Raw genomic sequence first — 22,769 nt, 5'->3', positions numbered from 1 at the left:
ACGCTGCCGGGGCGGTGGTTTCAGGTATCAAAAAGCAAAGCAGGAACAGCCCAGCACGCCCCAGAAGGCCTGCTCGTCAGAGACCGGAATCGACGACTTACGCGCAATATCATGCTGATGGCCGTGGACGCCACAGCTACCGCAGCACTGGTGCATCTGCACCATGGCGCCGATTTTAGCCGTCGCCGGCGGAGCGGAACGGTAATGGCCCGGGACCTTCACCACCGGCGACCACTCCGGCAGCACCGGGATCGGCGGCGGCGCCAGCGGCGAGAAGTGACCGGCGGCGTACACCACTTTGCCGTCAACCACCGTCAGCACCGACTCAATGCCTTTGATCTCCTCTTCCGCGACGCTGAAGTAGTCTTTCGACAGCACCACCAGATCGGCAAGCTGACCGGCGGCCAGACGGCCTTTCTTGCCCTGCTCGCTGGAGAACCAGGCGCTGCCCGCCGTCCACAGCTCCAGCGCGACATCGCGCGGCAGGCGGTTGGCGTCGTCATACATCGCCATCCCGCCAACGGTGCGCCCGGAGACCAGCCAGTACAGCGCGGTCCACGGGTTATAGCTGGCGACGCGGGTCGCATCGGTGCCCAGCCCCACCGGCACGTCCAGCGCCAGCATCTTTGCTACCGGCGGGGTATGTTTCACCGCCTCTTTGCCGTAGCGATCGACAAAATATTCGCCCTGGAAGGCCATCCGATGCTGCACCGCAATACCGCCCCCCAGCGCCTTCACCCGCTCAATGTTACGCTCGGTAATGGTCTCGGCATGATCGAAGAACCAGTGCAGGCCATTAAACGGGATATCGCGGTTCACCTTCTCAAACACGTCCAGCATCCGGCTGATGGACTCATCGTAGGTGGCATGCAGGCGGAACGGCCAGCGATGCTCCACCAGATGGCGTACCACCCGCTCCAGCTCATCCTCCATGCCTTGCGGCAGATCCGGCCGCGGCTGCAGGAAATCTTCAAAATCCGCCGCCGAAAATACCAGCATCTCGCCGGCGCCGTTGGCGCGATAGAAGTCAGTCCCCTGCCCCGGCTTCAGCATGTCGGTCCAGCGTTCGAAATCCTCCAGCTCCTGCTTCGGCCGCTGAGTAAACAGGTTGTAGGCGATGCGCACGGTCATCTGATCTTTCGCGTGCAGCTGTTCGATAATTTCGTAATCTTCCGGATAGTTCTGGAAGCCGCCGCCGGCGTCGATGGCGCTGGTCAGCCCCAGTCGGTTCAGCTCGCGCATAAATTGACGGGTGGAGTTCACCTGCAGATCCAGCGGCAGCTTCGGCCCCTTGGCCAGCGTAGCGTAAAGGATCATGGCGTTCGGTTTGGCGATCAGCATCCCGGTCGGGTTGCCGTGGCTATCGCGGACGATCTCGCCGCCCGCCGGATCCGGCGTCTCTTTGGTATATCCCACGGCTTTCAGCGCCGCACGGTTCAACAGCGCGCGATCGTAGAGATGGAGCACAAACACCGGCGTATCAGGCGCCGCCTCGTTCAGCTCTTCCAGGGTCGGCATCCGCCGCTCGGCGAACTGAAATTCGCTCCAGCCGCCGACCACCCGCACCCACTGCGGGGACGGCGTGCGATCCGCCTGATCCTTCAGCATTCGCAGGGCATCCGCCAGCGAGGGGACGCCCTCCCAGCGGAGCTCAAGGTTGTAGTTCAACCCACCGCGGATCAGGTGCAGGTGAGAATCGTTGAGGCCCGGGATCACCGTATGCCCTTTGAGATCGACGATTTGCGTCCCCTCGGCGGCAAAGCTCATGATCCGATCGTGACTTCCGGTGGCAACAATTTTTCCGTCGGCGATGGCCACGGCTTCCGCCAGGGGATTCGCACGATCGAGGGTATGAATCTGACCGTGGGTCAGAATCAGTGTGGCAGTTTGCGACATAACGCACTCCTTGAGGAGGCTGACTCAGTTTTTCTTCAACCAGCCAGCAAACAGGCGGGTCACGATGGGCATCCAGAACCAGACCACCAGCGCAACCACGCAGGCATCATTGATGAGGTGCAGCAGCAGGCTCCCCTTAAGCGACGGCAGCAGCATGCCGGTCACCGCAGGCACCAGGTTGGTGCTGGGGAAAATCACCAGCAGGGTGATCAGAAACTGTTTCCAGCGCCGCGGCTGGCGTACGTTCACCGTCGGCGGGGTAAACCAGAAGGCCGGTTCAGTCCGCACCTCAGTCCGATCGCCTTCCGTCAGCAGTGGGGCAATCTCAGCCACCAGTTGCCGACGGGTTTCCGACTGCGTCCAGGCGTAGAGGTGCTCCAGGGTATCGAAGCGGATTATGACGCTCCACAGATTCTGCCCTGCGGCGGGCCGGATCACATTCGCCCCAAGATGGCCGGGAAATTCTGCCGCAATGGGCATAATTTTACCGAGCCACTCTTCGTAGCGCTGGCTGTGTTGCGGATCGAGCAGATGGCTGATAACCAGGGTCACCGATTTTTGCTGCGCCATGACGAGTTCCTTGCTTCAGGGAAATGGCTGGTTTTCTCCTGCCACTCTCCATAAATGATCTGACACAACATCCTTCATGCTGCGTTGAAGCGGCAGGCGGGCACGTCCCCGTGAACTTGAATAAATTCAGTAGCTGGGGACGGACAAACGCAGCCAACAACGCAGCAGCCTGAAGGATGGAGTGATTTACGCTTTACGCTCCGGCGCGCCATGCACCATGGTATAAGCGTAATCGACGCCCATCCCGTAGGCGCCGCTGTGTTCGCGCACCAGGTCCATTACCGCATCGTAGGTCGCTTTGCGCGACCAGTCGCGCTGGTACTCCAGCAGCACCTGCTGCCAGGTCACCGGCACCGCCCCCGCCTGCACCATCCGGTCAATAGACCGCTCATGGGCGTCGACAGAGGTGCCGCCGGAGGTATCCGTCACTACATAGACCTCGTAGCCCGCCTCCAGCGCCATCAACGCCGGGAAGGTCAGGCAGACTTCGGTCCACAGAGCGGAGATCACCAGCTTTTTACGGCCGGTCGCTTTCACCGCTGCCACAAACGCATCGTCTTCCCAGGAGTTCATGGAGGTACGTTCAATCGGCTTGACGTCAGGATGCACGGCCAATAATTCCGGCCAGATATAGCCGCTAAAGCTTTTGGTCTCTACGGAGGTATAAATCACCGGTACATTAAAAATTTTGCCCGCTTTTGCCAGCGCCACGGTGTTATTTTTCAGGGTCTGGCGATCGATATTCGCCACGCCAAAGGACATTTGCGGCTGATGGTCAATAAAGATAAGCGCGGAATTAGTGGGATCGAGCAGTTCACGAATAGACATTAAATACCTTCTTAATCAATTAGTTAAAAAGATGACATGATGATTAATGCGTCGTGTGGATCCTGACTGATAAAGCATGGTGAGTATAGCCAGTTATTTCTAACAAGTTATTAAGGATTTTTTATGGTTTATATTTTTTGCCGCGACCAGGATTTATTCACGCCTGTTTTAATCAAATTTTTACGCCAAACTGTTCTGATTTATTCACTGGCTTTGATTATTGCGCTTAGGTACAACAGAGAAAACAAATTAATGGATAGCTTCATATGCGCGTAAACTTTGATGTTTTGATGATCCTTGATGCCCTTGACCGCCACGGATCCTTCGCCACCGCCGCGGAGTCGCTGTATAAAACCCCCGCCGCTCTGAGCTATATGATCCAGAAGCTGGAGAGCGATCTGAACATCGTGCTGTTGGATCGTTCCGGCCATCGGGCAAAATTTACCGATACCGGCCGGCTGATGCTGGAGAAGGGGCGACAGCTTTTAAGTGCCGCCAGAGATCTGGAAAAGCAGGCCCAGCAGCTGAGCGCGGGCTGGGAGCGAGAGCTAGCCATCGCCCTTGACGCCTCATTTCCCTTTTCGGCCCTGCTGCCGCTGATCGCCGAGTTTTACGCGCAAAACCCACAGACGCGACTGAACTTCAGCCATCACACCCTCGCCGGTTCGTGGGAAGAGCTGACCCATCATGGGGCGGATATTATCCTCGGCGCCATCAATGAGCCGCCCACCTCCGCGGAGTGGTCATGGCAAACCCTCGGCGCGTTGGATAACATCTTCGTCGTCGCCCCCCATCACCCGCTGGCTCAGGCGAAGGAGCCACTGGCCAATAAACAGCTCAGCCAGCATCGGGCCATCGTGATCCGCGACAGCGCCCGCTATTGCCATCCGCTCAACAGCAATCTCCTCGACGAGCAGCCGCAAATCGGCGTCGATGATTTCGCCAGTAAAGTCGAACTATTGTGCGCCGGGCTGGGCTGCGGCTTTCTGCCGCGCCATATCGCTCGCCCGTGGTTGGTAAAAGGCAGTCTGGTGGAGAAAAGCGTCGCCTGCTGGCGGGAAAAGGATATTACCTATATGGCCTGGCGCAGCGGGAATGATGGGCTGGCTCAGCGCTGGTGGCGGGAGGCGCTCCTCCGCGGCGACCTGCTGAGCCAGCTCTACCATTAACGGCCGGACCAGACGTTGGCGGAGATGGCCGGGAGGGTCAGCACCCCGTCCTGGAAGGCGCCGGCGCCCTCCTGCAGCGTCCACCCGGCCACGTTCAGCAGCGGGGAATCTTCAATAACCACCTCGCAGGCTTCCCCGCGGTTAATCGCCACCAGCACCCGCTGCTGTTTGTAGACGCGGACAAACACCACCACGTTATCCTCGGCGTAAATCACCTGACAGCCGCCATAGCGCAGCGCCTGGTGGGCCTTACGCAGTTTCGCCATCCGCTGATACAGCGCCAGCAGCTGGGTATCCTGCAGCGCCGGATCCCACGGGAACGGTTTGCGGCAGAACGGATCGTTATTGCCATCCACGCCCACCTCGTCGCCATAGTAGATGCACGGTACCCCCGGCCAGCTGAACAGCCACACCACCGCCAGCGGCAGGCGCGCTACGTCTTTGCCAAGAAGAGATTTAAAACGCGCCGTATCATGGCTGTCGAGCTGGTTGAACATCCGCAGCTGCTGCTGATGCGACAGCCCGGCGCGATAATTATCCATCCACACCATACAGGTCTGGGCGTCTATTTTCTGCGGATCGTAAGAGATATCGGTATTGGCGAGGAATCCCCAGATCGGGAAGGTGAAGCCACGATAGTTCATCGCCGCGTCTTCGGCATCCGCCTGCAGCCACTGGCGCGCGTCGCCAAAATGTTCGCCAAAGACAAAAGCTTCCGGCTGCGCTTGCTTCGCTGCCTGGGTAATGCCGGCGATATGCTGCAGGTTATTCCGCGCCCCGCCGCCTTCGCCCAGCATATGCACCACGTCAAGACGCCAGCCGTCCATGCTCCATGGCGCCTTCAGCCAGTGGCGTACGATACTGTCTTCACCGGCATAGATCTCGTTGACCAGGCTGGTCGACCGATAGTCGAGCTTCGGCAGACTGGCATAGCCCAGCCAGTTGTGCGCCTGCCCCTCCTCTGAGAAGGTAAACCAGTCGCGCCACGGGGAGTCCGGATCGTGGCCGGCGCCGCCGCTGCCCTGCTGGTGACGGTCGAACCAGGGATGGGAATCGCCGGTATGGTTGAACACGCCGTCGAGGATCATGCGCATTCCCGCCCGCTGGGTGTTGTGGCGCAGCCGGAGCAGCGCCGCGTCGCCGCCAAACTGCGGATCGACGCGCCGATAATCCTCGGTATCGTATTTATGCACGCTGGGGGCGGCGAAAACCGGGTTCAGATACAGAGCGGTTACGCCGAGCTGCTTCAGGTAGGGAAGTTTTTCGCTGATGCCGTCGAGATCCCCGCCGTAGAACGTCGACCCGCCCGCCTCGCCGGTAAGCGGGTCGTCCCACGCCTTGCGCACAATCTCCCGTCCCGCCGCGTGATGGTAATAGACCGCATCCTGGTCGGCGTCACGCGCGGCGCTGCGGGCAAAGCGATCGGGGAAAATTTGATAGAACACCTGATCGGCCACCCACTGCGGGCCGGCGTCCGGCAGGTCAATGGCGAACTGCTCCAGTCGGGCCGGCGGGAATCGGGTGAAGCCTTGTGGCGTAAACCAGCGCTGATGGTCGGCCCACAGCAGCTTAAAGCTGTAGCGGCGGCGCGGCTGGCCGCTGGCGAGAGAGATTTCGCCGCGCCATGCCACCACGCCTGGCTGCGGCGCCTGGCGGAGCCGCTGCATCGGCAGCGACAGCTCTTCGTTATCCTCTTCCGCGCGCAGCGTGATCCGCTGCGGCAGCGACTCACCGCTTAACCACAGAGTAATAAACAGTCGGTCCTGTTGCACCTTGATAAAGGGTGCAACCGGAAGGTGCCATGCCTTCAACATCGTGAATCCTCATTGTGCAGAATGGGCACACCTTGCCATAGCCGCCGGGCGCAGAACTCATCATCTCAGAACTTTTTGGGGGAGGATAACGGGGGAGGACGCGGGACCGCAAGCCGCCCCGGCCGCGCGATGCTGACCGGGGCGATGTCGATTACTGAGCCTGCGCCAGGCGGCGCTCACGGCGGGTCTTAAAGACCCAGCCGAGCAGCAACAGCGCAATCCACGCCATACCGACGTACAGCGAGATGCGGGTGTCCGGATGATAGCCGATAAGGGCGATAATAAAGGCCAGGAACAGCAGGCCGATCACCGTGGTCAACACCCCGCCAGGGACTTTGAATTTCAGCGCCTTAACCTCTTCGGGCGACAGACGGCGGCGGAAGGCTATCTGTGACAGCAGGATCATAATCCACACCCACACCGTGGCGAAGGTGGCCAGGGAGGCGATCACCAGGAAAACGTTCTCCGGCATGATGTAATTTAGGTATACCGCAAACAGCAGCGCAATGGTCATCACCATCACCGTCACCCACGGAATACCGCGACGCGACGTTTTAGCGAACACCTTCGGCGCGCTGCCCTGCTCAGCCATGCCGTGCAGCATACGGCCCACGCCGAACACGTCGGAGTTAATCGCCGACAGCGAAGCCGTCAGGACCACGAAGTTAAGAATACTGGCCGCGAAGGTAATGCCCAGATGCTGGAAGGTCAGGACGAAGGGGCTGCCGTCGGTTCCCACCTGATTCCACGGGTAGATGGACATAATGACGAACAGCGTGCCGACGTAGAACACCAGAATGCGCATCGGCACCGAGTTGATGGCGCGCGGAATGGATTTCTCCGGGTCCTTCGCCTCACCGGCGGTAATGCCGATGATTTCGATGCCGCCGTAAGCGAACATCACCATCTGCAGCGACATAACCATTCCCAGCCAGCCGTTGCTGAAGAAGCCGCCGTTGCTCCACAGGTTATGAATCCCCGTCGGCTGGCCGCCGTTGCCGATCCCCCAGATAATGATGCCGAACCCGGCGAGGATCATGATGATAATGGTGGCCACTTTGAAGAACGAGAACCAGAACTCCAGCTCGCCAAACACCTTGACGCTCATCAGGTTGACGGCGCAGATGATCAGCACCACGCTGAGCACCCAGATCCAGTGCGGCACCGTCGGGAACCAGACGCCCATGTAGATGCCGAAGGCGGTAACGTCGGCGATGGCGACGATCAGGATTTCAAAGCAGTAGGTCCAGCCGGTGATATAGCCCGCCAGTCCGCCGAGGTTTTCCTGGGCATAGCGGGAGAATGAGCTGGCGGCAGGGTTATGCACCGACATCTCACCGAGCGCCCGCATAATGATATATGCCGCGACGCCGCCGATAATGTAGGCCAACAGTACGCTGGGTCCGGCCATTTTAATGGCGTCGGCCGAGCCGTAAAAAAGCCCGGTGCCGATGGCGGAACCCAGGGCCATAAAGCGAATGTGCCGGGTGCTTAGCCCGCGCTTAAGCTTGTTACTACTTTCCATCGTGGTTTTTCAATGCCGTTTAACACAAAAAATAAAAAACCACGGAACCCGAAGTCCCGTGGTTAAACGCTTGTCCTCACCGCCGGTTAATGCGCGCTGGAAGTCACCTGACGTCCGGCTGCGCGATCCCAGATCACCGCGAGAATGGTCATCACGGCGGTGGGCATCAGCCAGGCCAGGCCCTGCTCCGCCAGCGGCAGACGCGCGGTCCAGTCCGGCAGAATCGCGGCAAATGCCGATGACTTAATCCCGTCAATGATACCAAACATCAGGCTGATAAACATGGCCGGCGCGATAACGCGGGACGAATTATGCCACCAACTGCGGGTAAAGCTTAATACAACCAGTGCGATACACGGCGGATAGATAGCGGTCAGCACCGGAATCGATACCTGGATCAGATGGCTAAGGCCCAAATTGGAGACCGCCATGGAGAACAGGCCGAGAACAAAGACCAGCGTGCGATAGGAGAACGGCAGATACTGGGCAAAGAACTCAGCGCAGGCGCAGGTCAGGCCCACCGCCGTCACCAGGCAAGCGATGAAGATCAGCGCCGCCAGCAGGAAACTGCCCGCCCCGCCGAAGGTGTGCTGCACGTAGGCATGGAGGATCGCCGCGCCGTTGGCGGACTGATCCACGAGAGTAGCGCTGTCAGAGCCCAGACGGAACAGCGCCAGATACAGCAGGGTCAGGCCGACGCCCGCCATCAGGCCAGCCCAGACGGTATAACGGGTCAACAGACGCGCTTCGCTGACGCCGCGTGAGCGAGCGGCATTAACAATCACGATGCCAAATACCATCGCGCCGAGGGTATCCATGGTCAGGTAGCCGTTGACGAAGCCATTGGAGAATGGTGCCGTACGATACGCTTCCAGCGCGTCGCTGATCGGGCCCGCTGGCCAGATGATGGCGGCGACCGCCAGCACAATCAGGGCGATAATTTTCAGCGGCGCAAGGAAATTGCCCACGGTGTCCAGCAGTTTGCCCGGATAGAGGGAGACCAGAATCACCAGCGCGAAGTAAATAACGCTGTAGATCAGCAGCGGCAGCGGGCCGTCGCCGGTCAGCGGGGCAATACCGACTTCAAAGGAGACGGTCGCGGTACGCGGCGTCGCGAACAGCGGTCCTACCGCGAGATAGCACACCACCGCCAGCAGGATACCGGCCACTTTACCAATCGGGGTGCTCAGGCTTTCAACGCCGCCGCCGACTTTCGCCAGCGCCACCACCGTCAGCACCGGCAGACCCACCGCAGTGATCAGGAAGCCGATCGCCGCCGTCCAGACGTGCTCGCCCGCCTGTAAGCCAACCATCGGAGGGAAAATAATGTTGCCTGCGCCAACGAACAACGCGAAGGTCATAAAGCCCAACGCTATGATGTCGCGAGATTTTAACTGATGGGTCATAAATTCATTACTGCCTGTGGATGTGGTGTTGTAAAAAAATGGAAAAATACCGCGCTCCCCTCTCAGGGACGATACAGCGGCCATTGCCGGTAAACTCAGCGAGATATGCTCCCGAAGCGGCGTGGGAAAGAATTGTTTTTGGTATTACCACGCAAAAGCAGTCTGTCATCGACTGCGCAGGCGCAATTTAAACGCTTATAACGTTTTAAAGCAAGGCACGATCGCAAAAGCAGATGATTATGCTGGTTATGTCTTTAACACCAGAATCATTTACCATATTGATAGAAAACCCGTGGCTTATCATGCGAACAAAAAAGCAGCGCACGCTCATTAAATAGGCGAGAAAAAACGACTGCCAATGAAAATGACCAGCTGAAGCTGGTCATTGGCAAGATAAACTGACAGCGCGTCGATCAGGCGTCATTTTTGGCAATTAATCGTTCCGGGAGCAGGAAGCTAAAGCGGGTTCCCTTGCCCACCGTGCTGTCGATTTCCAGCCGGCTGTCATGATGGTTAACCGCGTGTTTGACGATCGCCAGTCCCAGGCCACTGCCCCCCGTTTGCCGGGAACGGGCTTTATCCACCCGATAAAAACGCTCGGTCAGACGGGGAATATGCTCCGGCGCAATGCCTGGCCCGTTATCCTCGACGCTGAACAGCGCTCCCTGCGGGGTTCGCTGCCAGCTGACGCGAATTTCGGTCCCCGGCGGGGTGTGGTTCACCGCGTTATAGACCAGGTTGGAGATGGCGCTGCGCAGCTGCTCCTCATTACCCAGCACCTTGAGCTGCTCATCGACGGTGAAGATCAGCGTCTGTTTCTCCTGGCTGAGAGTTTGCGCCTCGCGCTCCACCACCCGCAGCATCATCGGCACGTCGATGCGATCATTCATCGCCAGCGCCGGCGCGGCTTCAATACGCGACAGCGTCAGCAGCTGCTTCACCAGGCCTTCCATACGTTGAGTTTGCTCCCGCATGGTGTGCAGGGCTTTTTCTCGGGTCGCCCCCTCCAGCACCTGCTCCTGCATCATCTCCAGATAGCCCTGCAGCACCGTCAGTGGGGTGCGCAACTCATGGCTGACGTTGGCGAAAAAGTTCCGCCGCGCCCCTTCCAGCTGATGCATCTGCGTCACGTCGCGCGCCACCATCAGCCACTGCTTGTCGCTGTAGGGCATCACGCGAATTTCCAGATGACGGGCGTTATTCAGCACCAGATTGAGCGGCTTTGAAAAATCGCGCTGTTTCAGATAGTTGGCGAACTCAGGATAGCGCAGAAGGTTAAGAATGTTTTGGCCACTGTCGTCCGGCCAGCGCAGGTTTAGAATCTGCTGCGCCAGGCCATTACACCAGAAAATAGCCCCCTCTTCCGTGGTCAGGACGACCGCATCCGGCAGCGATTCCGCCCCGCTGCGAAAGCGTTTAATCAGGCTTCCCAGCTCGCGCCGACGCTTTTTATTACGCATCTGCATCTGATGCAGACCATACAGCAGCGGCTCCCAGCTGCCGCGTCCAGGCGGAGGAGTCATGCTCCGATCCACCCACAACCACCACGACAGGCGCATCAAATTCCAGAAATGCCAGATCAGCAAACCGGTCACTGCCGCCAGTAAAAACCACGGCAGATGACCCACAAACGCCCCCAGAATCAGGGCCGGAATACACGCTAAAAAGAGCTCCAGCGCCAGCCTTTTCCATGACAGCCGTTCCAGCACGGGTCACACTCCTGTCAAAATTCAGAAACGGGCGGAGAAACGATACCCCGTGCCGCGAACCGTTTGCACCATGCGATCATGGCCACTGTGTTCCAGCGCTTTGCGCAGGCGGCGAATATGGACGTCCACCGTGCGGTCTTCCACATAGACGTTGGTTCCCCAGACGTGGTTCAGCAGCTGCTCGCGGCTGTACACTCGCTCAGGATGGGTCATAAAGAAGTGCAATAATTTAAATTCCGTCGGCCCCATGTCCAGCGGACTGTCGCCGGTCATCACCCGATGCGACGAAGGGTCGAGGCTCAGACCCTGCATTTCGATCACCTCTTCCACCGCCATCGGCGAAATACGGCGCATCACCGCTTTGATTCGCGCCACCAGCTCTTTCGGTGAGAAAGGCTTGGTAATGTAGTCGTCCGCGCCGGTCTCCAGGCCGCGAACACGATCCTCTTCTTCTCCACGCGCGGTCAGCATCACAACCGGGATATCCCGCGTCATCGCCTCGCGCTTGAGCAACTTAATAAACTGCAGCCCCGAACCACCCGGCAGCATCCAGTCCAGGAGAATCAAATCAGGCCAGGGTTCATTGAGTTGATTCACCGCGCTGTCATAATCTTCCGCCTCGACAGGCTGAAAGCCATTTTGCTCCAGAACAAAGCAGACCATTTCGCGGATTGGAGCTTCATCTTCAACGACCAGAATTCTTCTCGCCATTATTTACCCTGTGTTTTTTAGCCATCAGTATAGAAGTGCGGCGTCATTATGCGTCACTTTTGTGACAGATTTATGAAAAAAATGACGGTCTGATGATCGGGTAATTTGAAGCATGACGCGGACTTACCCCGCGCCGACAAATGATATACTGCCGCCCATGCTTTTTTCGCTAGGGAAGATTTATGCGCCTCCTTCACACCTCCGACTGGCACCTGGGCCAGAATTTTTACAGTAAAAGCCGCGCGGCCGAACACGACGCTTTTCTTACCTGGCTACTGGACCGCGCGCAGGAGCATGAAGTCGACGCCATTATCGTGGCTGGCGATATTTTTGATACCGGCTCGCCGCCGAGCTACGCCCGCGAACTGTATAACCGTTTCGTCGTCCAGTTGCAGCAGACCGGCTGTCGCCTGGTGGTGCTGGCGGGCAACCACGACTCGGTGGCGATGCTCAATGAATCCCGCGATATCCTCGCCTTCTTACACACCACCGTGGTGGCGAACGCCGGCTACGCGCCGATTGAGCTGCCGCTGCGCGACGGCACGCCGGGCGCCATCTTCTGTCCGGTGCCGTTTTTACGCCCGCGCGAGCTGGTGACCAGCCAGGCCGGTCACTCCGGTCGGGAAAAACAGCAGCTGCTGCTGCACGCCATCAGCGACTATTATCAGGAGCAGTATCAGCAGGCCTGCGCGCTGCGCGGCGATCGGCCGCTGCCCATCATTGCCAGCGGCCATCTGACCACCGTCGGCGCCAGCAAAAGCGATGCCGTCCGCGACATTTACATCGGCACACTGGATGCCTTTCCGGCGCAACACTTCCCCCCTGCCGACTACATTGCGCTGGGCCATATTCACCGGGCGCAGATGGTCGGCGGCTGCGAGCATATCCGCTACAGCGGCTCGCCGCTGCCGCTGAGCTTCGATGAAACCGGCAAAGCGAAATCGGTGCATCTGGTGAGCTTTAGCGAGGGGCGACTTAGCGCCGTGGAAACCCTGGAGGTGCCCGTGACCCAGCCTCTGGCGGTAATCAAAGGCGATCTGGCCGCCATCACCGCCCAGCTGGAGCAGTGGCGCGGCGTCGAGCAGGACCCGCCGGTGTGGCTGGATATCGAAATCACCACCGAGGACTATCTGCACGATATTCAACGGCATATTCAGGCGCTAACGGAGGATCTGCCGGTGGAAGTGCTGCTGGTGCGCCGCAGCCGCGAGCAGCGCGAGAAAATACTGCTCAACGCCCAGCGGGAGACGCTCAGTGAACTGAAGGTGGAGGAGGTATTCGAGCGCCGGCTGGCGCTGACCGAAATTGACGAGATGAAGCGCGCCCGGCTGCATGAGCTGTTCGCCCATACGGTGCATACGCTCACCGCGGAGGACGAAAACGCATGAAAATCCTCAGTCTGCGCCTGAAAAACCTCAACTCCCTGAAAGGGGAATGGAAGATAGACTTTACCGCCGAGCCGTTCGCCAGCAATGGCCTGTTCGCCATTACCGGCGCCACCGGGGCCGGGAAAACCACGCTGCTCGATGCCATTTGCCTGGCGCTCTATCATGAGACGCCGCGCCTGAACAAGGTCTCCCAGTCGCAAAACGACCTGATGACCCGCGATACCGCCGAGTGTCTGGCGGAAGTCGAATTTGAAGTAAAAGGCATCGCCTACCGCGCTTTCTGGAGCCAGAACCGGGCCCGTAACCAGCCGGATGGCAATCTGCAGGCGCCCCGCGTCGAGCTGGCGCGCTGCGCTGACGGCAAAATCCTCGCCGATAAAGTCTCGGACAAGCTGGAGCAAACCGCGACGCTTACCGGCCTCGACTATGGCCGCTTCACCCGCTCGATGCTGCTTTCCCAGGGGCAATTTGCCGCCTTCCTGAACGCGAAGCCGAGCGATCGCGCGGAGCTGCTGGAGGAGCTGACCGGCACGGAAATCTACGGCCAGATTTCAGCCATGGTCTACGAACAGCACAAAGCCGCTCGCCATGCGCTGGAGAAGTTCGAAGCCCAGGCGGCGGGCATCGTCCTGTTGACGGAGGCCCAGCAGCAGGCGCTGCAGGAAAGTTTGCAGGTACTTACTGACGAAGAAAAAGCCCTGCTGGCCCAGCAGCAGAGCCAGCAGCAGCAGCTACAGTGGCTGACCCGCCGCGACGAGCTGGCGCAGCAACAGCAGCAGGCCGCCACCCGGCAGCAGCAGGCCCGCCAGGCGCTGGCGGACGCCGCCCCGGCGCTGGCGAAGCTTGAGCTGGCCCAGCCCGCCGCCCAACTGCGTCCCCTGTGGGAGCGCCAGCAGGAGCAGACGGCAGGCCTGGCGCAAACCCGGCAGCGGATCAGTGAAGTAAATGCTCGCTTACTTGCCAGCACGGCGCTGCGCACGCGCATCCGCCAGGGCGCCTTGCGCGCTCAGCAGCAGCGTCAGGCTGAACTGGCCGATCTGGCGCAGTGGCTGGCCGCCCATGAGCGTTTCCGCTTATGGGGTCAGGAGATCGCCGGCTGGCGAGCGCAATTCTCGCAACTGACGCGGGATAAACAACAGCTAACGGCTCAGAGCACCCGCCTGGCCGCGCTACGCCAGAAGCTGGCCACGCTGCCAGCCAGCCCTCTCACCCTGAGCGCGGATGACGTTGCCGCAGCGATAGAACAGCAAACCCAATCGCGGTCGCTGCGCCAGCGCCTGATCTCCCTGCATGAGCAGCATCAGCTGCTGCGCAAGCGTCTGCGCCAGAACGCCGAGAGCGTCCAGCAGGCTCAGGCGGAGCAGGTAAAACTTAACGCTACCCTGACGCTGCGCCGGGAACAATATAAAGACAAAAACCAGCACTATCTCGACCTGAAGGCGCTCTGCCAGCGGGAAGAAACGATTAAAGACCTGGAAAGCTACCGCGACCGGCTCGAGGCGGGTAAGCCCTGTCCGCTGTGCGGCGCCTGTGAACACCCGGCGATTGAACAATACGCCTCGTTGACGCTCACGGATAATCAGCGCCGCCGCGATGCGCTGGAAAAGGAGGTCGCCGCGCTGAAAGAAGAAGGCCTGCTGATCCTCGGGCAGGTCAAGGCCCTGACGCAACAGCTCCAGCGTGACACCGAAGCGGCCGGGCGGCTCGCAGAGGAAGAGCAAGCGCTTACTAAAGCGTGGCAGGAGACCTGCGCCTCTCTGCACATCACGCGGGATATTGCGCAAGAGATAAACGACTGGATGCAGGAGCAGGAGCGCTACGAGCAGCAGCTCTATCAGCTCAGCCAGCGCCTGATGTTGCAGAGTCAGCTTAACGATCAGCAGGCGCTGGAGCGCCAGGCCGAGCAGCAGCTGGCGGCCACGCGCCAGGGACTGGAGAGCGCCCTGCAGGCCCTGGCCCTGAGCCTGCCGGCAGAAGGGACAGAAGCCGCCTGGCTGCACGCTCGCGAAAGCGAATTTGCCCAGTGGCAGGCGCAACAGACCCAACATGATGCCATTCAGCAGCAAATCGCTGCTCTGCGGCCACTGCTGGAGACGCTGCCGACCAGCGACGAGACAGAGGTTGAAGCTGAGTCGGCCATCCCGGACAATTGGCGCGAAATCCATGAGGAATGCCTGTCGCTGCACAGCCAGCTTGTCGCCCAGCAGCAGCAGGAAACCCAGGAAAAGGCGCGTCTGGACCAGTCGCAGGCGCAATTTACCTCCGCCCTGGCCGCCAGCCGCTTTAGCGATCGGGAGGCGTTCCTCGCCGCGCTGCTGGATGACGAGACCGCCCAGCGGCTGACGCAGTTAAAACAGACGCTGGAGCAGCAGCTTCAGCAGGCGGCCGCGCTCTGCGAGCAGGCGACCCGGCAATATGAGGCGCACCTGGCGCTGCGTCCGCAAGGGGTGGACGCTGACGTCCCCACCCTGCAAACCCAGCTGCACGCCCTGGCCCAGCGGCTGCGGGATAACACTACCCGCCAGGGTGAGATCCGCCAGCAGCTCAGGCAGGACGCAGAGAGCCGTCAACAGCAGCAGGCGCTGGGGCAGCAGATTGCAGAGGCGGCGCAGCTGGCGGACGACTGGGGCTATCTCAATTCGCTGATCGGCTCCAGCACCGGCGACCGGTTCCGCAAATTCGCCCAGGGGCTGACGCTGGATAATCTGGTCTGGCTGGCAAACCAGCAGCTCAACCGCCTGCATGGCCGCTATCTGCTACAGCGCAAGGCCAGCGAGGCGCTGGAGCTGGAGGTTGTCGATACCTGGCAGGCCGACGCCGTGCGCGACACCCGCACCCTCTCCGGCGGCGAAAGTTTCCTCGTCAGCCTGGCGCTGGCCCTGGCGCTGTCAGACCTGGTGAGCCATAAGACGCGGATTGACTCCCTGTTTCTTGATGAAGGCTTCGGCACCCTCGACAGCGAAACGCTGGACACGGCGCTGGACGCCCTGGATGCCCTTAACGCCAGCGGTAAGATTATCGGGGTGATCAGCCACGTGGAGGCGATGAAAGACCGCATTCCGGTGCAGATCAAAGTGAAGAAGATTAACGGCCTGGGCTATAGCCGGCTGGACAAAGCGTTTGCGGTGGAGTGAGGTCTGAATTATGGCGATGTCCCCTCACCCTAACCCTCTCCCGAGGGAGAGGGCCCGGGTGCGGGGAAGTGGTTCAGGTCCCCTGGAGCGGCCACAGCCAGGCCGCGCCGCGTACCCCGCTGGAGTCGCCGTGCATCGCTTTGCGGATCGGCGTTCCACACTCGCCGCCGAAGACCCACTGCTTCACCAGGTCCGGCACCGTCTGATACAGCCGTTCGACGTTGCTCATCCCGCCGCCCAGCACGATAACGTCCGGGTCGAGGATATTCACCACGTGGGCCAGCGATTTCGCCAGCCGCTGTTCATAGCGGCTCAGCGCCAGTTCAGCCTTTTCGTCACCTTCTCCCACCAGGCGCATAATCTCGCTGCCGGTTAACCCTTTGCCGCTCAGCCGCTGATAGTCGGTGGCGAAACCGGTGCCGGAGATAAAGGTTTCGATACACCCCTGTTTGCCGCAGTAGCAAGGGACTTCCGCACGGTAGCGTAGCTCATCGTCGTTCATCCACGGCAATGGGTTATGTCCCCATTCGCCAGCGTTACCATTGCCGCCGATATGCGCCCGCCCGTTGAGCGCCACCCCGGCGCCGCAGCCGGTGCCGATAATCACCGCGAATACCGTTTGCGCCCCCGCCGCCGCGCCGTCCACCGCTTCCGACACCGCCAGACAGTTGGCATCGTTAGCCAGCCGGACTTCCCGCTCAAGGCGCAGGCTGAGGTCCTTATCAAAGGGCTGGCCGTTGAGCCAGGTCGAGTTGGCGTTTTTCACCACCCCGGTATAAGGCGAAATTGAGCCAGGAATGCCCATCCCCACGGTACCCTGCTGTCCGGTCGCCTGCTCGGCCATCGCCACCAGAGTGGCGATGGTCTCGATGGTTTGCCGGTAGTCCTCCCGCGGCGTGGGTAACCGGTGGCGAAACAGCTGCTCTCCCTGATCGCTCAGGGCTATCACTTCGGTTTTTGTTCCACCTAAATCAATACCAATACGCACGCTCAGCTCCTCACCCCGATTAACAATGCAAGCATAGCGACAATTCGCTATCATGCCCGCCTGATTTAACGACAAAGCCGTGGAAATTATCATGCTGTGGTTCAAAAATTTAATGGTTTACCGTCTCAGCCGCGATATCGAATTGCGCGCCGATGAGATGGAAAAACAGCTGGCCGAGCTGACATTTACCCCTTGTGGCAGCCAGGATATGGCGAAAACCGGTTGGGTGTCGCCGATGGGATCGCACAGCGACGCGCTGACGCATACGGCAAACGGCCAGATCATTATCTGCGCGCGTAAAGAAGAGAAGATCCTGCCGTCGCCGGTGATTAAGCAGGCGCTGGAGGCAAAGATCCAGAAGCTGGAAGCCGATCAGGGCCGCAAGCTGAAGAAGACCGAGAAAGATTCCCTGAAAGATGAAGTGCTGCACTCGCTACTGCCGCGCGCCTTCAGCCGCTTCAGCCAGACAATGATGTGGATCGACACCGTCAACGGCCTGATCATGGTCGACTGCGCCAGCGCGAAGAAAGCGGAAGATACTCTGGCCCTGCTGCGTAAAACCCTCGGCTCGCTGCCGGTGGTGCCGCTGACCCTGGAGAATCCGATTGAGCTAACGCTGACCGAGTGGGTCCGCTCCGGCACCGTGGCGCAGGGCTTCCAGCTGCTGGACGAAGCCGAGCTGAAAGCGATGCTGGAAGATGGCGGCGTGATCCGCGCCAAGAAGCAGGATCTGGTTAGCGACGAAATCGCTGTACACATTGAGGCCGGGAAGGTCGTCACCAAGCTGGCGCTGGACTGGCAGCAGCGTATTCAGTTTGTGATCTGCGACGACGCGTCAATTAAGCGCCTCAAGTTCTGCGATGAACTGCGCGACCAAAACGAAGATATCGATCGGGAAGATTTCGCCCAGCGCTTTGACGCCGACTTTATCTTAATGACCGGCGAGCTGGCTGCCCTGATCCAAAGCCTGGTGGAAGGGCTCGGCGGCGAAGCGCAGCGCTAAGCGCCGCTTTCCTTCCTGCCGGGCAGGAAGGAAAAAACAACCCGGCGGCAGACGCCGGGCGTCACGCTGGCTTACAGATAGCGGCACAGATAAGAGGTTGGCTCAGCCACCTGCAGATGAAATTCGCTGTTGCCTGGCACATTGAAAACTTCGCCGGCAGCGTAAACTTTCCACTCAGTCTCACCCGGCAGCAGGACATTCAGCGCCCCGCTGACTACCGTCATCTCTTCCGGCTGCGCCGTACCAAAGGTGTATTCCCCTTCCGCCATCACGCCAACGCTGGCGCGACCGGTACTGCTGCTGGTGAAGCCAATGGATTTCACTTTTCCGTCAAAGTATTCATTGCTTTGAAGCATAAACAAGCCCTTCTGATCGTCGGTTAAAGGCTCAATATAGGGGGCGCTCCTTGCCCCTGTCACGCGAAATTAACACATTAGACCAATAGTTCTGCCGCCAGTCGGGAAACCAGCACATTCGACAGCAAAACCGGAACATCGAGGGCTTTTTGTAACACATCGCGATGATGCTGATAGTAACCGAGACAGTCGAGGACCAGCACGTCGGCGCCCTGCTCCAGCAGCGTTTTGCCGGCGGTTAATAGCTCGCTGTCGCTGCCGGTAAACGGATTGGCCAGCGCGTAGTATGGCGGCTTTTCCAGCGAGAGCCACTTTTGCCGCTGCATGGGCATGATCTCTTCCACCGGCACGATCACCCCTACCTGGTGCCCATCGACGATCGATGCCACCAGCGGCGGGATGATCCGCTGCGGCTCGAGGAGGATCGCGTGGTGGGTGGTAAAACCGGTCAGCTGTTCGGAGCTGAGCAGCAGGATCACATCATAATGTTGTCGATCCAGCATCGCGATCGCGCTGCGGACATCGCGTTCAATTTTCTGTCGCGACACCATCACCAACTGGTTATTACTGAGCAAGGTCAGGAGTCCTTTCTCGCCGTCACCTACGGCGTACTCGGCCATTACCTCGTCAGGCGTCATCTCGCCCAGCAGGCTGATGTGGGCGATCTGTTCTTCCCTGATATGTTCGGTCAGGAGCGGCAATACTCCCGCCAGCGGCACAACGCCGATGGTCAAAATTGCCATCGTTGCACTACTCATATCATGTACCTTTTCACAACCACTGCTTCAACACAGGCTTTCCACACACAGCATCCGCCCCCCTGGTGAGTAAAAATCAACCGTCGAGAAGCGTAGCAGCTCCACGCCGCGGTTGAATGTAAAGATTGCCGGGCGGCGGCGCCGTGCCTGAAAAATCCGTGTGTTAGATATTCATTAGTACGACTGATAAATAAAAAATGTGAGATACGCCCGATATTGCCAGCATGGCGGGCAATTCGGGCTCAGGGGGTTACGACTTGTCAGGATCTTCATAACGCCGTTTGGCATCCACGGCTTCCTGCTCGGTAGGATGTTCGCTGATAAGCGAATCAGGCTCAGGATAATCCGCACGGAGCTGATACCAGGTCACCGTCTGACCCTGAGGACCTTTCTCTACCGCAACCACGCGCGCTTCTCTCGGATAGGGGGGCCTGTTTGGCATAGTTCTTCCTTCTTCTGGTAGCAGAACTATTAAGTATAGGCGCCCCTCGCCGCCTTAATGTAAGTAAATTCTTAACTTACCGTGGTTGCCGTCGCGCTGCATAGCATGGACATAATCTGCTCCACCACCCGATCCGGCGAGGCCGTGGCATCCACAATATGGTGGGCAGCGTCCCGGTATAACGCTTCGCGCTGCGCCAGCACCTCGCCCACTTCCTCGCGCACCGGTTTTCCGGTCAGCGTCGGCCGCTGTTCGGCTTTCGGGTAGGCTTCCAGACGGTCAATCAGCGCCGACACCGAGGCCTGCAGATAAATCACCACGCCATTCTCCCGCATAAACTGACGGTTACCTTCCGCCAGCACAATGCCGCCGCCGGTGGCGATTACCGTATTCGGCAGGGTCACGGCCTTCAGCGACAGGGTCTCCAGTTCGCGAAAACGCGCCCACCCTTCCGCCTGCACGATCTCAGCTACCGTCCGCTGCTCATGGGCCTGTAGCCGATGATCGGTATCGGAGAACTGAAAATGCCGCGCTCGCGCCAGCGCATGGCCGACGGTGGTTTTACCGCAGCCGCGTGGCCCAATAAGAAAGATAGGCTGTGTCATAACCGAAGACCCCCTGGTTCCGTCTGTCGCAAAAAAATGAAAACGAAAGCACGTATTATCGCTGTATGTCCCGCAATGCATACGTAAAGAAAAAATTACACAACTTCTTTACACCCCATTACCATGGTGAGAAGAGGGGCTATTAATGTAAACTTATCATTGCATTTAGTGTTTAACCAGCTTTACTTTCCGCTTGGCGTTATTTTTTATCCACCGCTGGCGTAAACGGTAACACATTTATGCATAGCTTTACGAAGCAACATATTTACAACATCATGTTTCAGAAGCACCCTGATGCCTATTCGACAGTGTGACAGAGGAATGTAACATGCAATCTGAAGAACAACGCCTTATTGATGGACTGTTTTCCCGGCTGAAAGAGGCTGAGGCGCACAGCGCATCGCGCGATGCCAGCGCCGAGGAGCGGATTGCCCAACACGTGAGCGCGCAGCCGGCGGCCCCCTACTATATGGCGCAAACCATTCTTATCCAGGAAGCCGCGATTAAACAGCTTAACGATCGCATCCAGGCGCTGGAGAGTCAGGTCAGCCAACTGCAGGCGGCAAAGCCCAGCAGCGGCGGCTTCCTCTCCGGCCTGTTTGGCGGTGGCGGCTCGTCACGCGGTTCTGACCCTATCCCGGGCGCGGAGCAATATGGTCGCCCGCAGGCCAGCGCTCAGCCGCAGTATACGCCACCACCGCAGCAGAACTATGCCCCGCAGGCTGCCGCACGCGGCGGCGGCTTTATGGCGGGCGCGCTGCAAACGGCCGCTGGCGTGGCAGGCGGCGTGGTGCTGGGCAATATGCTGACCAATATGTTCAGCGGCTCGCACCCGCAGGAGATAGTCAATATCATCGAAGAGAAGCCGCAGCCTGATGCCGCCTCCGCGCAGGACAGCATCGCGCAGGACACCACCGCAGGTGACGATCCGTTCCGCCAGGGAGACGATCAGTTCCTTGCCGACAATACCTGGAACGACGACTTCGACGCCGGCTTTGGCGACGATGATTTTGGCAGCGATGACGATAGCTGGGTTTAACCCTGGCGACGCTTAACCGCCAGCAACCACTTCTCCAGCTCGGCGGCAAACTGTTGCCGATCGCGCTGCGATAAACTATCCGGGCCGCCGGTCTGAACGCCGCTGGCCCGTAATGTCTCCATAAAATCCCGCATCGTCAGCCGCTCGCGGATCGTCGCCTCGCTGTAACGTTCCCCGCGCGGGTTCAGCGCCGCCCCGCCCTTCGCCAGCACCTCCGCCGCCAGCGGGATGTCGGCGGTGATCACTAAATCTCCCGCCGCGCACTGACGAACGATTTCGTTATCCGCCACGTCAAAACCATGCTCAACCCGCAGGGTGCGGATGAAACGCGACGGCGGCACGCGCAGCGGCTGGTTCGCCACCAGCGTCAGCGGAGTCTGGGTCCGCTCTGCCGCGCGGAACAAAATCTCTTTAATCACGTTCGGACACGCGTCCGCATCCACCCAAATGGCCATGCCAGCTCCTGTTACCTGCAATAAGTGACGCCAATGTTACCTGCTTTTCTCCCCCAGGAAAGCGCCAGGATGGTAAGCTAATCAGATCGTAACGAAAAAAGCAGAGGGGAATGGTGATGGATAAGAAAATTGGCTTTATCGGCTGCGGCAATATGGGTAAGGCCATTCTGGGCGGGCTGATCGCCAGCGGTCAGGTACAGCCGGGACAAATCTGGGTCTACACCCCGTCGCCGGACAAGGTTGCAGCTCTGCGCGACCAGTATGGCATCAACGCCGCCGACAGCGCCCAGGAAGTGGCGCAGATTGCCGATATCGTCTTCGGCGCGGTTAAACCGGGGATCATGACCAAAGTGCTGGGCGATATCGCCTCCAGCCTGAATAAAGAGTCGCTGGTGGTCTCTATCGCCGCCGGCGTTACGCTTGAGCAGCTGGCGCGCGCCCTTGGCCACGATCGCAAAATCATTCGCGCGATGCCGAATACGCCGTCGCTGGTTAACGCCGGTATGACCTCCGTCACGCCTAACGCCCTGGTGAGCAGCGAAGATGTTGCCGAAGTGCTGACTATTTTCCGTTGCTTTGGCCAGGCGGAGCAAATTGCCGAGCCGATGATCCATCCGGTGGTGGGGGTAAGCGGTTCGGCGCCGGCCTATGTCTTTATGTTTATCGAAGCGATGGCCGATGCCGCCGTCCTCGGCGGAATGCCGCGCGCTCAGGCCTATAAATTCGCCGCCCAGGCGGTGATGGGCTCCGCCAAAATGGTGCTGGAGAGCGGAGAACACCCAGGGGCGCTGAAAGATATGGTCTGTTCCCCTGGCGGGACCACCATCGAAGCCGTGCGCGTGCTGGAAGAGAAAGGGTTCCGCTCGGCGGTAATCGAAGCCATCACCCAGTGTATGGAAAAATCAGAGAAACTGAGCCGCTCCTGAAGCTGAGCCGGCGGGCTTCAAGCCCTGAGAGGTTAAAGAACAAGGGA

Annotated in this window: 20 protein-coding genes; 6 read left to right on the top strand and 14 right to left on the bottom strand. The window is 59.4% G+C overall.

From position 1 onward, the window contains the following. Positions 1–27: 27 nt before the first annotated feature. From BHE81_RS02885 to BHE81_RS02875, 3 genes are all read right to left on the bottom strand, one after another. Positions 28–1,896 (bottom strand): amidohydrolase, encoded by a 1,869-nt coding sequence (locus BHE81_RS02885; RefSeq protein WP_002890368.1) that lies wholly within the window; start codon positions 1,894–1,896, stop codon positions 28–30. 24 nt (positions 1,897–1,920) lie between these two features. Continuing rightward, entirely contained in the window at positions 1,921–2,466 is a 546-nt protein-coding gene (locus BHE81_RS02880; RefSeq protein ID WP_002890365.1) for an antibiotic biosynthesis monooxygenase, read from the bottom strand. Between the two features lie 186 nt (positions 2,467–2,652). Next, a complete protein-coding gene (locus BHE81_RS02875; protein WP_002890357.1) occupies positions 2,653–3,294 on the bottom strand; it encodes a hydrolase in 642 nt (213 codons plus the stop codon). 266 nt (positions 3,295–3,560) lie between these two features. Between BHE81_RS02875 and BHE81_RS02870 the strand changes: the two genes are divergently transcribed. After that, positions 3,561–4,463: a LysR substrate-binding domain-containing protein gene (locus tag BHE81_RS02870; RefSeq protein WP_002890353.1), complete on the top strand. Its 903-nt coding sequence runs from the start codon at positions 3,561–3,563 to the stop codon at positions 4,461–4,463. Here the strand turns inward: BHE81_RS02870 and malZ are convergent. From malZ to phoB, 5 genes are all read right to left on the bottom strand, one after another. Next, the gene (gene malZ, locus BHE81_RS02865; protein ID WP_023302242.1) at positions 4,460–6,277 is read right to left on the bottom strand and encodes a maltodextrin glucosidase; all 1,818 of its coding nucleotides are present in this window, start codon (positions 6,275–6,277) and stop codon (positions 4,460–4,462) included. The genes BHE81_RS02870 and malZ overlap by 4 nt on opposite strands. 151 nt (positions 6,278–6,428) lie before the next feature. Next, positions 6,429–7,802, bottom strand: a complete 1,374-nt coding sequence (proY, locus tag BHE81_RS02860; RefSeq protein ID WP_009485323.1) for a proline-specific permease ProY — start codon at positions 7,800–7,802, stop codon at positions 6,429–6,431. A gap of 86 nt (positions 7,803–7,888) precedes the next feature. Then, positions 7,889–9,208: a branched-chain amino acid transporter carrier protein BrnQ gene (gene brnQ / locus BHE81_RS02855; RefSeq protein ID WP_004144627.1), complete on the bottom strand. Its 1,320-nt coding sequence runs from the start codon at positions 9,206–9,208 to the stop codon at positions 7,889–7,891. Positions 9,209–9,621: 413 nt separating this feature from the next. Then, positions 9,622–10,917, bottom strand: a complete 1,296-nt coding sequence (phoR, locus tag BHE81_RS02850) for a phosphate regulon sensor histidine kinase PhoR (protein ID WP_002890344.1) — start codon at positions 10,915–10,917, stop codon at positions 9,622–9,624. 21 nt (positions 10,918–10,938) lie between these two features. After that, positions 10,939–11,628 (bottom strand): phosphate response regulator transcription factor PhoB, encoded by a 690-nt coding sequence (gene phoB, locus BHE81_RS02845; protein WP_002890343.1) that lies wholly within the window; start codon positions 11,626–11,628, stop codon positions 10,939–10,941. Between the two features lie 182 nt (positions 11,629–11,810). On the opposite strand from phoB, the gene sbcD reads away from it, so the two are divergent. Together sbcD and sbcC are read left to right on the top strand one after the other, a co-directional pair. Next, on the top strand, positions 11,811–13,016 hold the full coding sequence (gene sbcD, locus BHE81_RS02840) for an exonuclease subunit SbcD (RefSeq protein ID WP_023284724.1): 1,206 nt from the start codon (positions 11,811–11,813) through the stop codon (positions 13,014–13,016). Next, a complete protein-coding gene (gene sbcC / locus BHE81_RS02835) occupies positions 13,013–16,150 on the top strand; it encodes an exonuclease subunit SbcC (RefSeq protein ID WP_023342975.1) in 3,138 nt (1,045 codons plus the stop codon). The genes sbcD and sbcC overlap by 4 nt, the downstream gene beginning before the upstream one ends. A gap of 73 nt (positions 16,151–16,223) precedes the next feature. On the opposite strand, the gene mak is transcribed toward sbcC, so the two are convergent. Continuing rightward, a complete protein-coding gene (gene mak, locus BHE81_RS02830; RefSeq protein WP_023342976.1) occupies positions 16,224–17,138 on the bottom strand; it encodes a fructokinase in 915 nt (304 codons plus the stop codon). Positions 17,139–17,229: 91 nt separating this feature from the next. On the opposite strand from mak, the gene rdgC reads away from it, so the two are divergent. After that, a complete protein-coding gene (gene rdgC, locus BHE81_RS02825) occupies positions 17,230–18,141 on the top strand; it encodes a recombination-associated protein RdgC (protein WP_023342977.1) in 912 nt (303 codons plus the stop codon). A 71-nt stretch (positions 18,142–18,212) separates the two neighbouring features. Here the strand turns inward: rdgC and ppnP are convergent, their stop codons facing one another. The 4 genes from ppnP to aroL all read right to left on the bottom strand — a co-directional run bounded on the left by ppnP (position 18,213) and on the right by aroL (position 20,302). Further along, the gene (gene ppnP / locus BHE81_RS02820; RefSeq protein WP_002890284.1) at positions 18,213–18,497 is read right to left on the bottom strand and encodes a pyrimidine/purine nucleoside phosphorylase; all 285 of its coding nucleotides are present in this window, start codon (positions 18,495–18,497) and stop codon (positions 18,213–18,215) included. Positions 18,498–18,574: 77 nt separating this feature from the next. After that, entirely contained in the window at positions 18,575–19,255 is a 681-nt protein-coding gene (locus tag BHE81_RS02815) for an AroM family protein (RefSeq protein ID WP_072196906.1), read from the bottom strand. Between the two features lie 250 nt (positions 19,256–19,505). Further along, on the bottom strand, positions 19,506–19,697 hold the full coding sequence (locus BHE81_RS02810; protein ID WP_002890278.1) for a YaiA family protein: 192 nt from the start codon (positions 19,695–19,697) through the stop codon (positions 19,506–19,508). Positions 19,698–19,768: 71 nt separating this feature from the next. Beyond that, entirely contained in the window at positions 19,769–20,302 is a 534-nt protein-coding gene (gene aroL / locus BHE81_RS02805) for a shikimate kinase AroL (protein ID WP_016946570.1), read from the bottom strand. Positions 20,303–20,630: 328 nt separating this feature from the next. Here aroL and BHE81_RS02800 point away from each other — a divergent pair, with 328 nt between their 5' ends. Beyond that, positions 20,631–21,341 carry a DUF2076 domain-containing protein gene (locus BHE81_RS02800; protein WP_002890273.1) on the top strand — a complete coding sequence of 237 codons (711 nt, stop codon included), beginning with the start codon at positions 20,631–20,633 and terminating at the stop codon, positions 21,339–21,341. Here BHE81_RS02800 and BHE81_RS02795 read toward each other — a convergent pair. Then, positions 21,338–21,796, bottom strand: coding sequence for a YaiI/YqxD family protein (locus BHE81_RS02795; protein WP_023302244.1), 459 nt, complete (start codon positions 21,794–21,796; stop codon positions 21,338–21,340). The two genes, BHE81_RS02800 and BHE81_RS02795, sit on opposite strands and share 4 nt — an antisense overlap. Before the next feature lie 116 nt (positions 21,797–21,912). On the opposite strand from BHE81_RS02795, the gene proC reads away from it, so the two are divergent. Then, positions 21,913–22,722: a pyrroline-5-carboxylate reductase gene (gene proC / locus BHE81_RS02790; RefSeq protein WP_004177276.1), complete on the top strand. Its 810-nt coding sequence runs from the start codon at positions 21,913–21,915 to the stop codon at positions 22,720–22,722. Positions 22,723–22,769 lie beyond the last annotated feature (47 nt).

Origin of the sequence: Klebsiella sp. AqSCr, from assembly GCF_008452795.1 — a bacterium.
Lineage (GTDB): Bacteria > Pseudomonadota > Gammaproteobacteria > Enterobacterales > Enterobacteriaceae > Klebsiella > Klebsiella pneumoniae.
The sequence above is the reverse complement of the archived record's forward strand: the minus strand, read 5'-3'. Positions and strand labels throughout refer to the sequence as shown.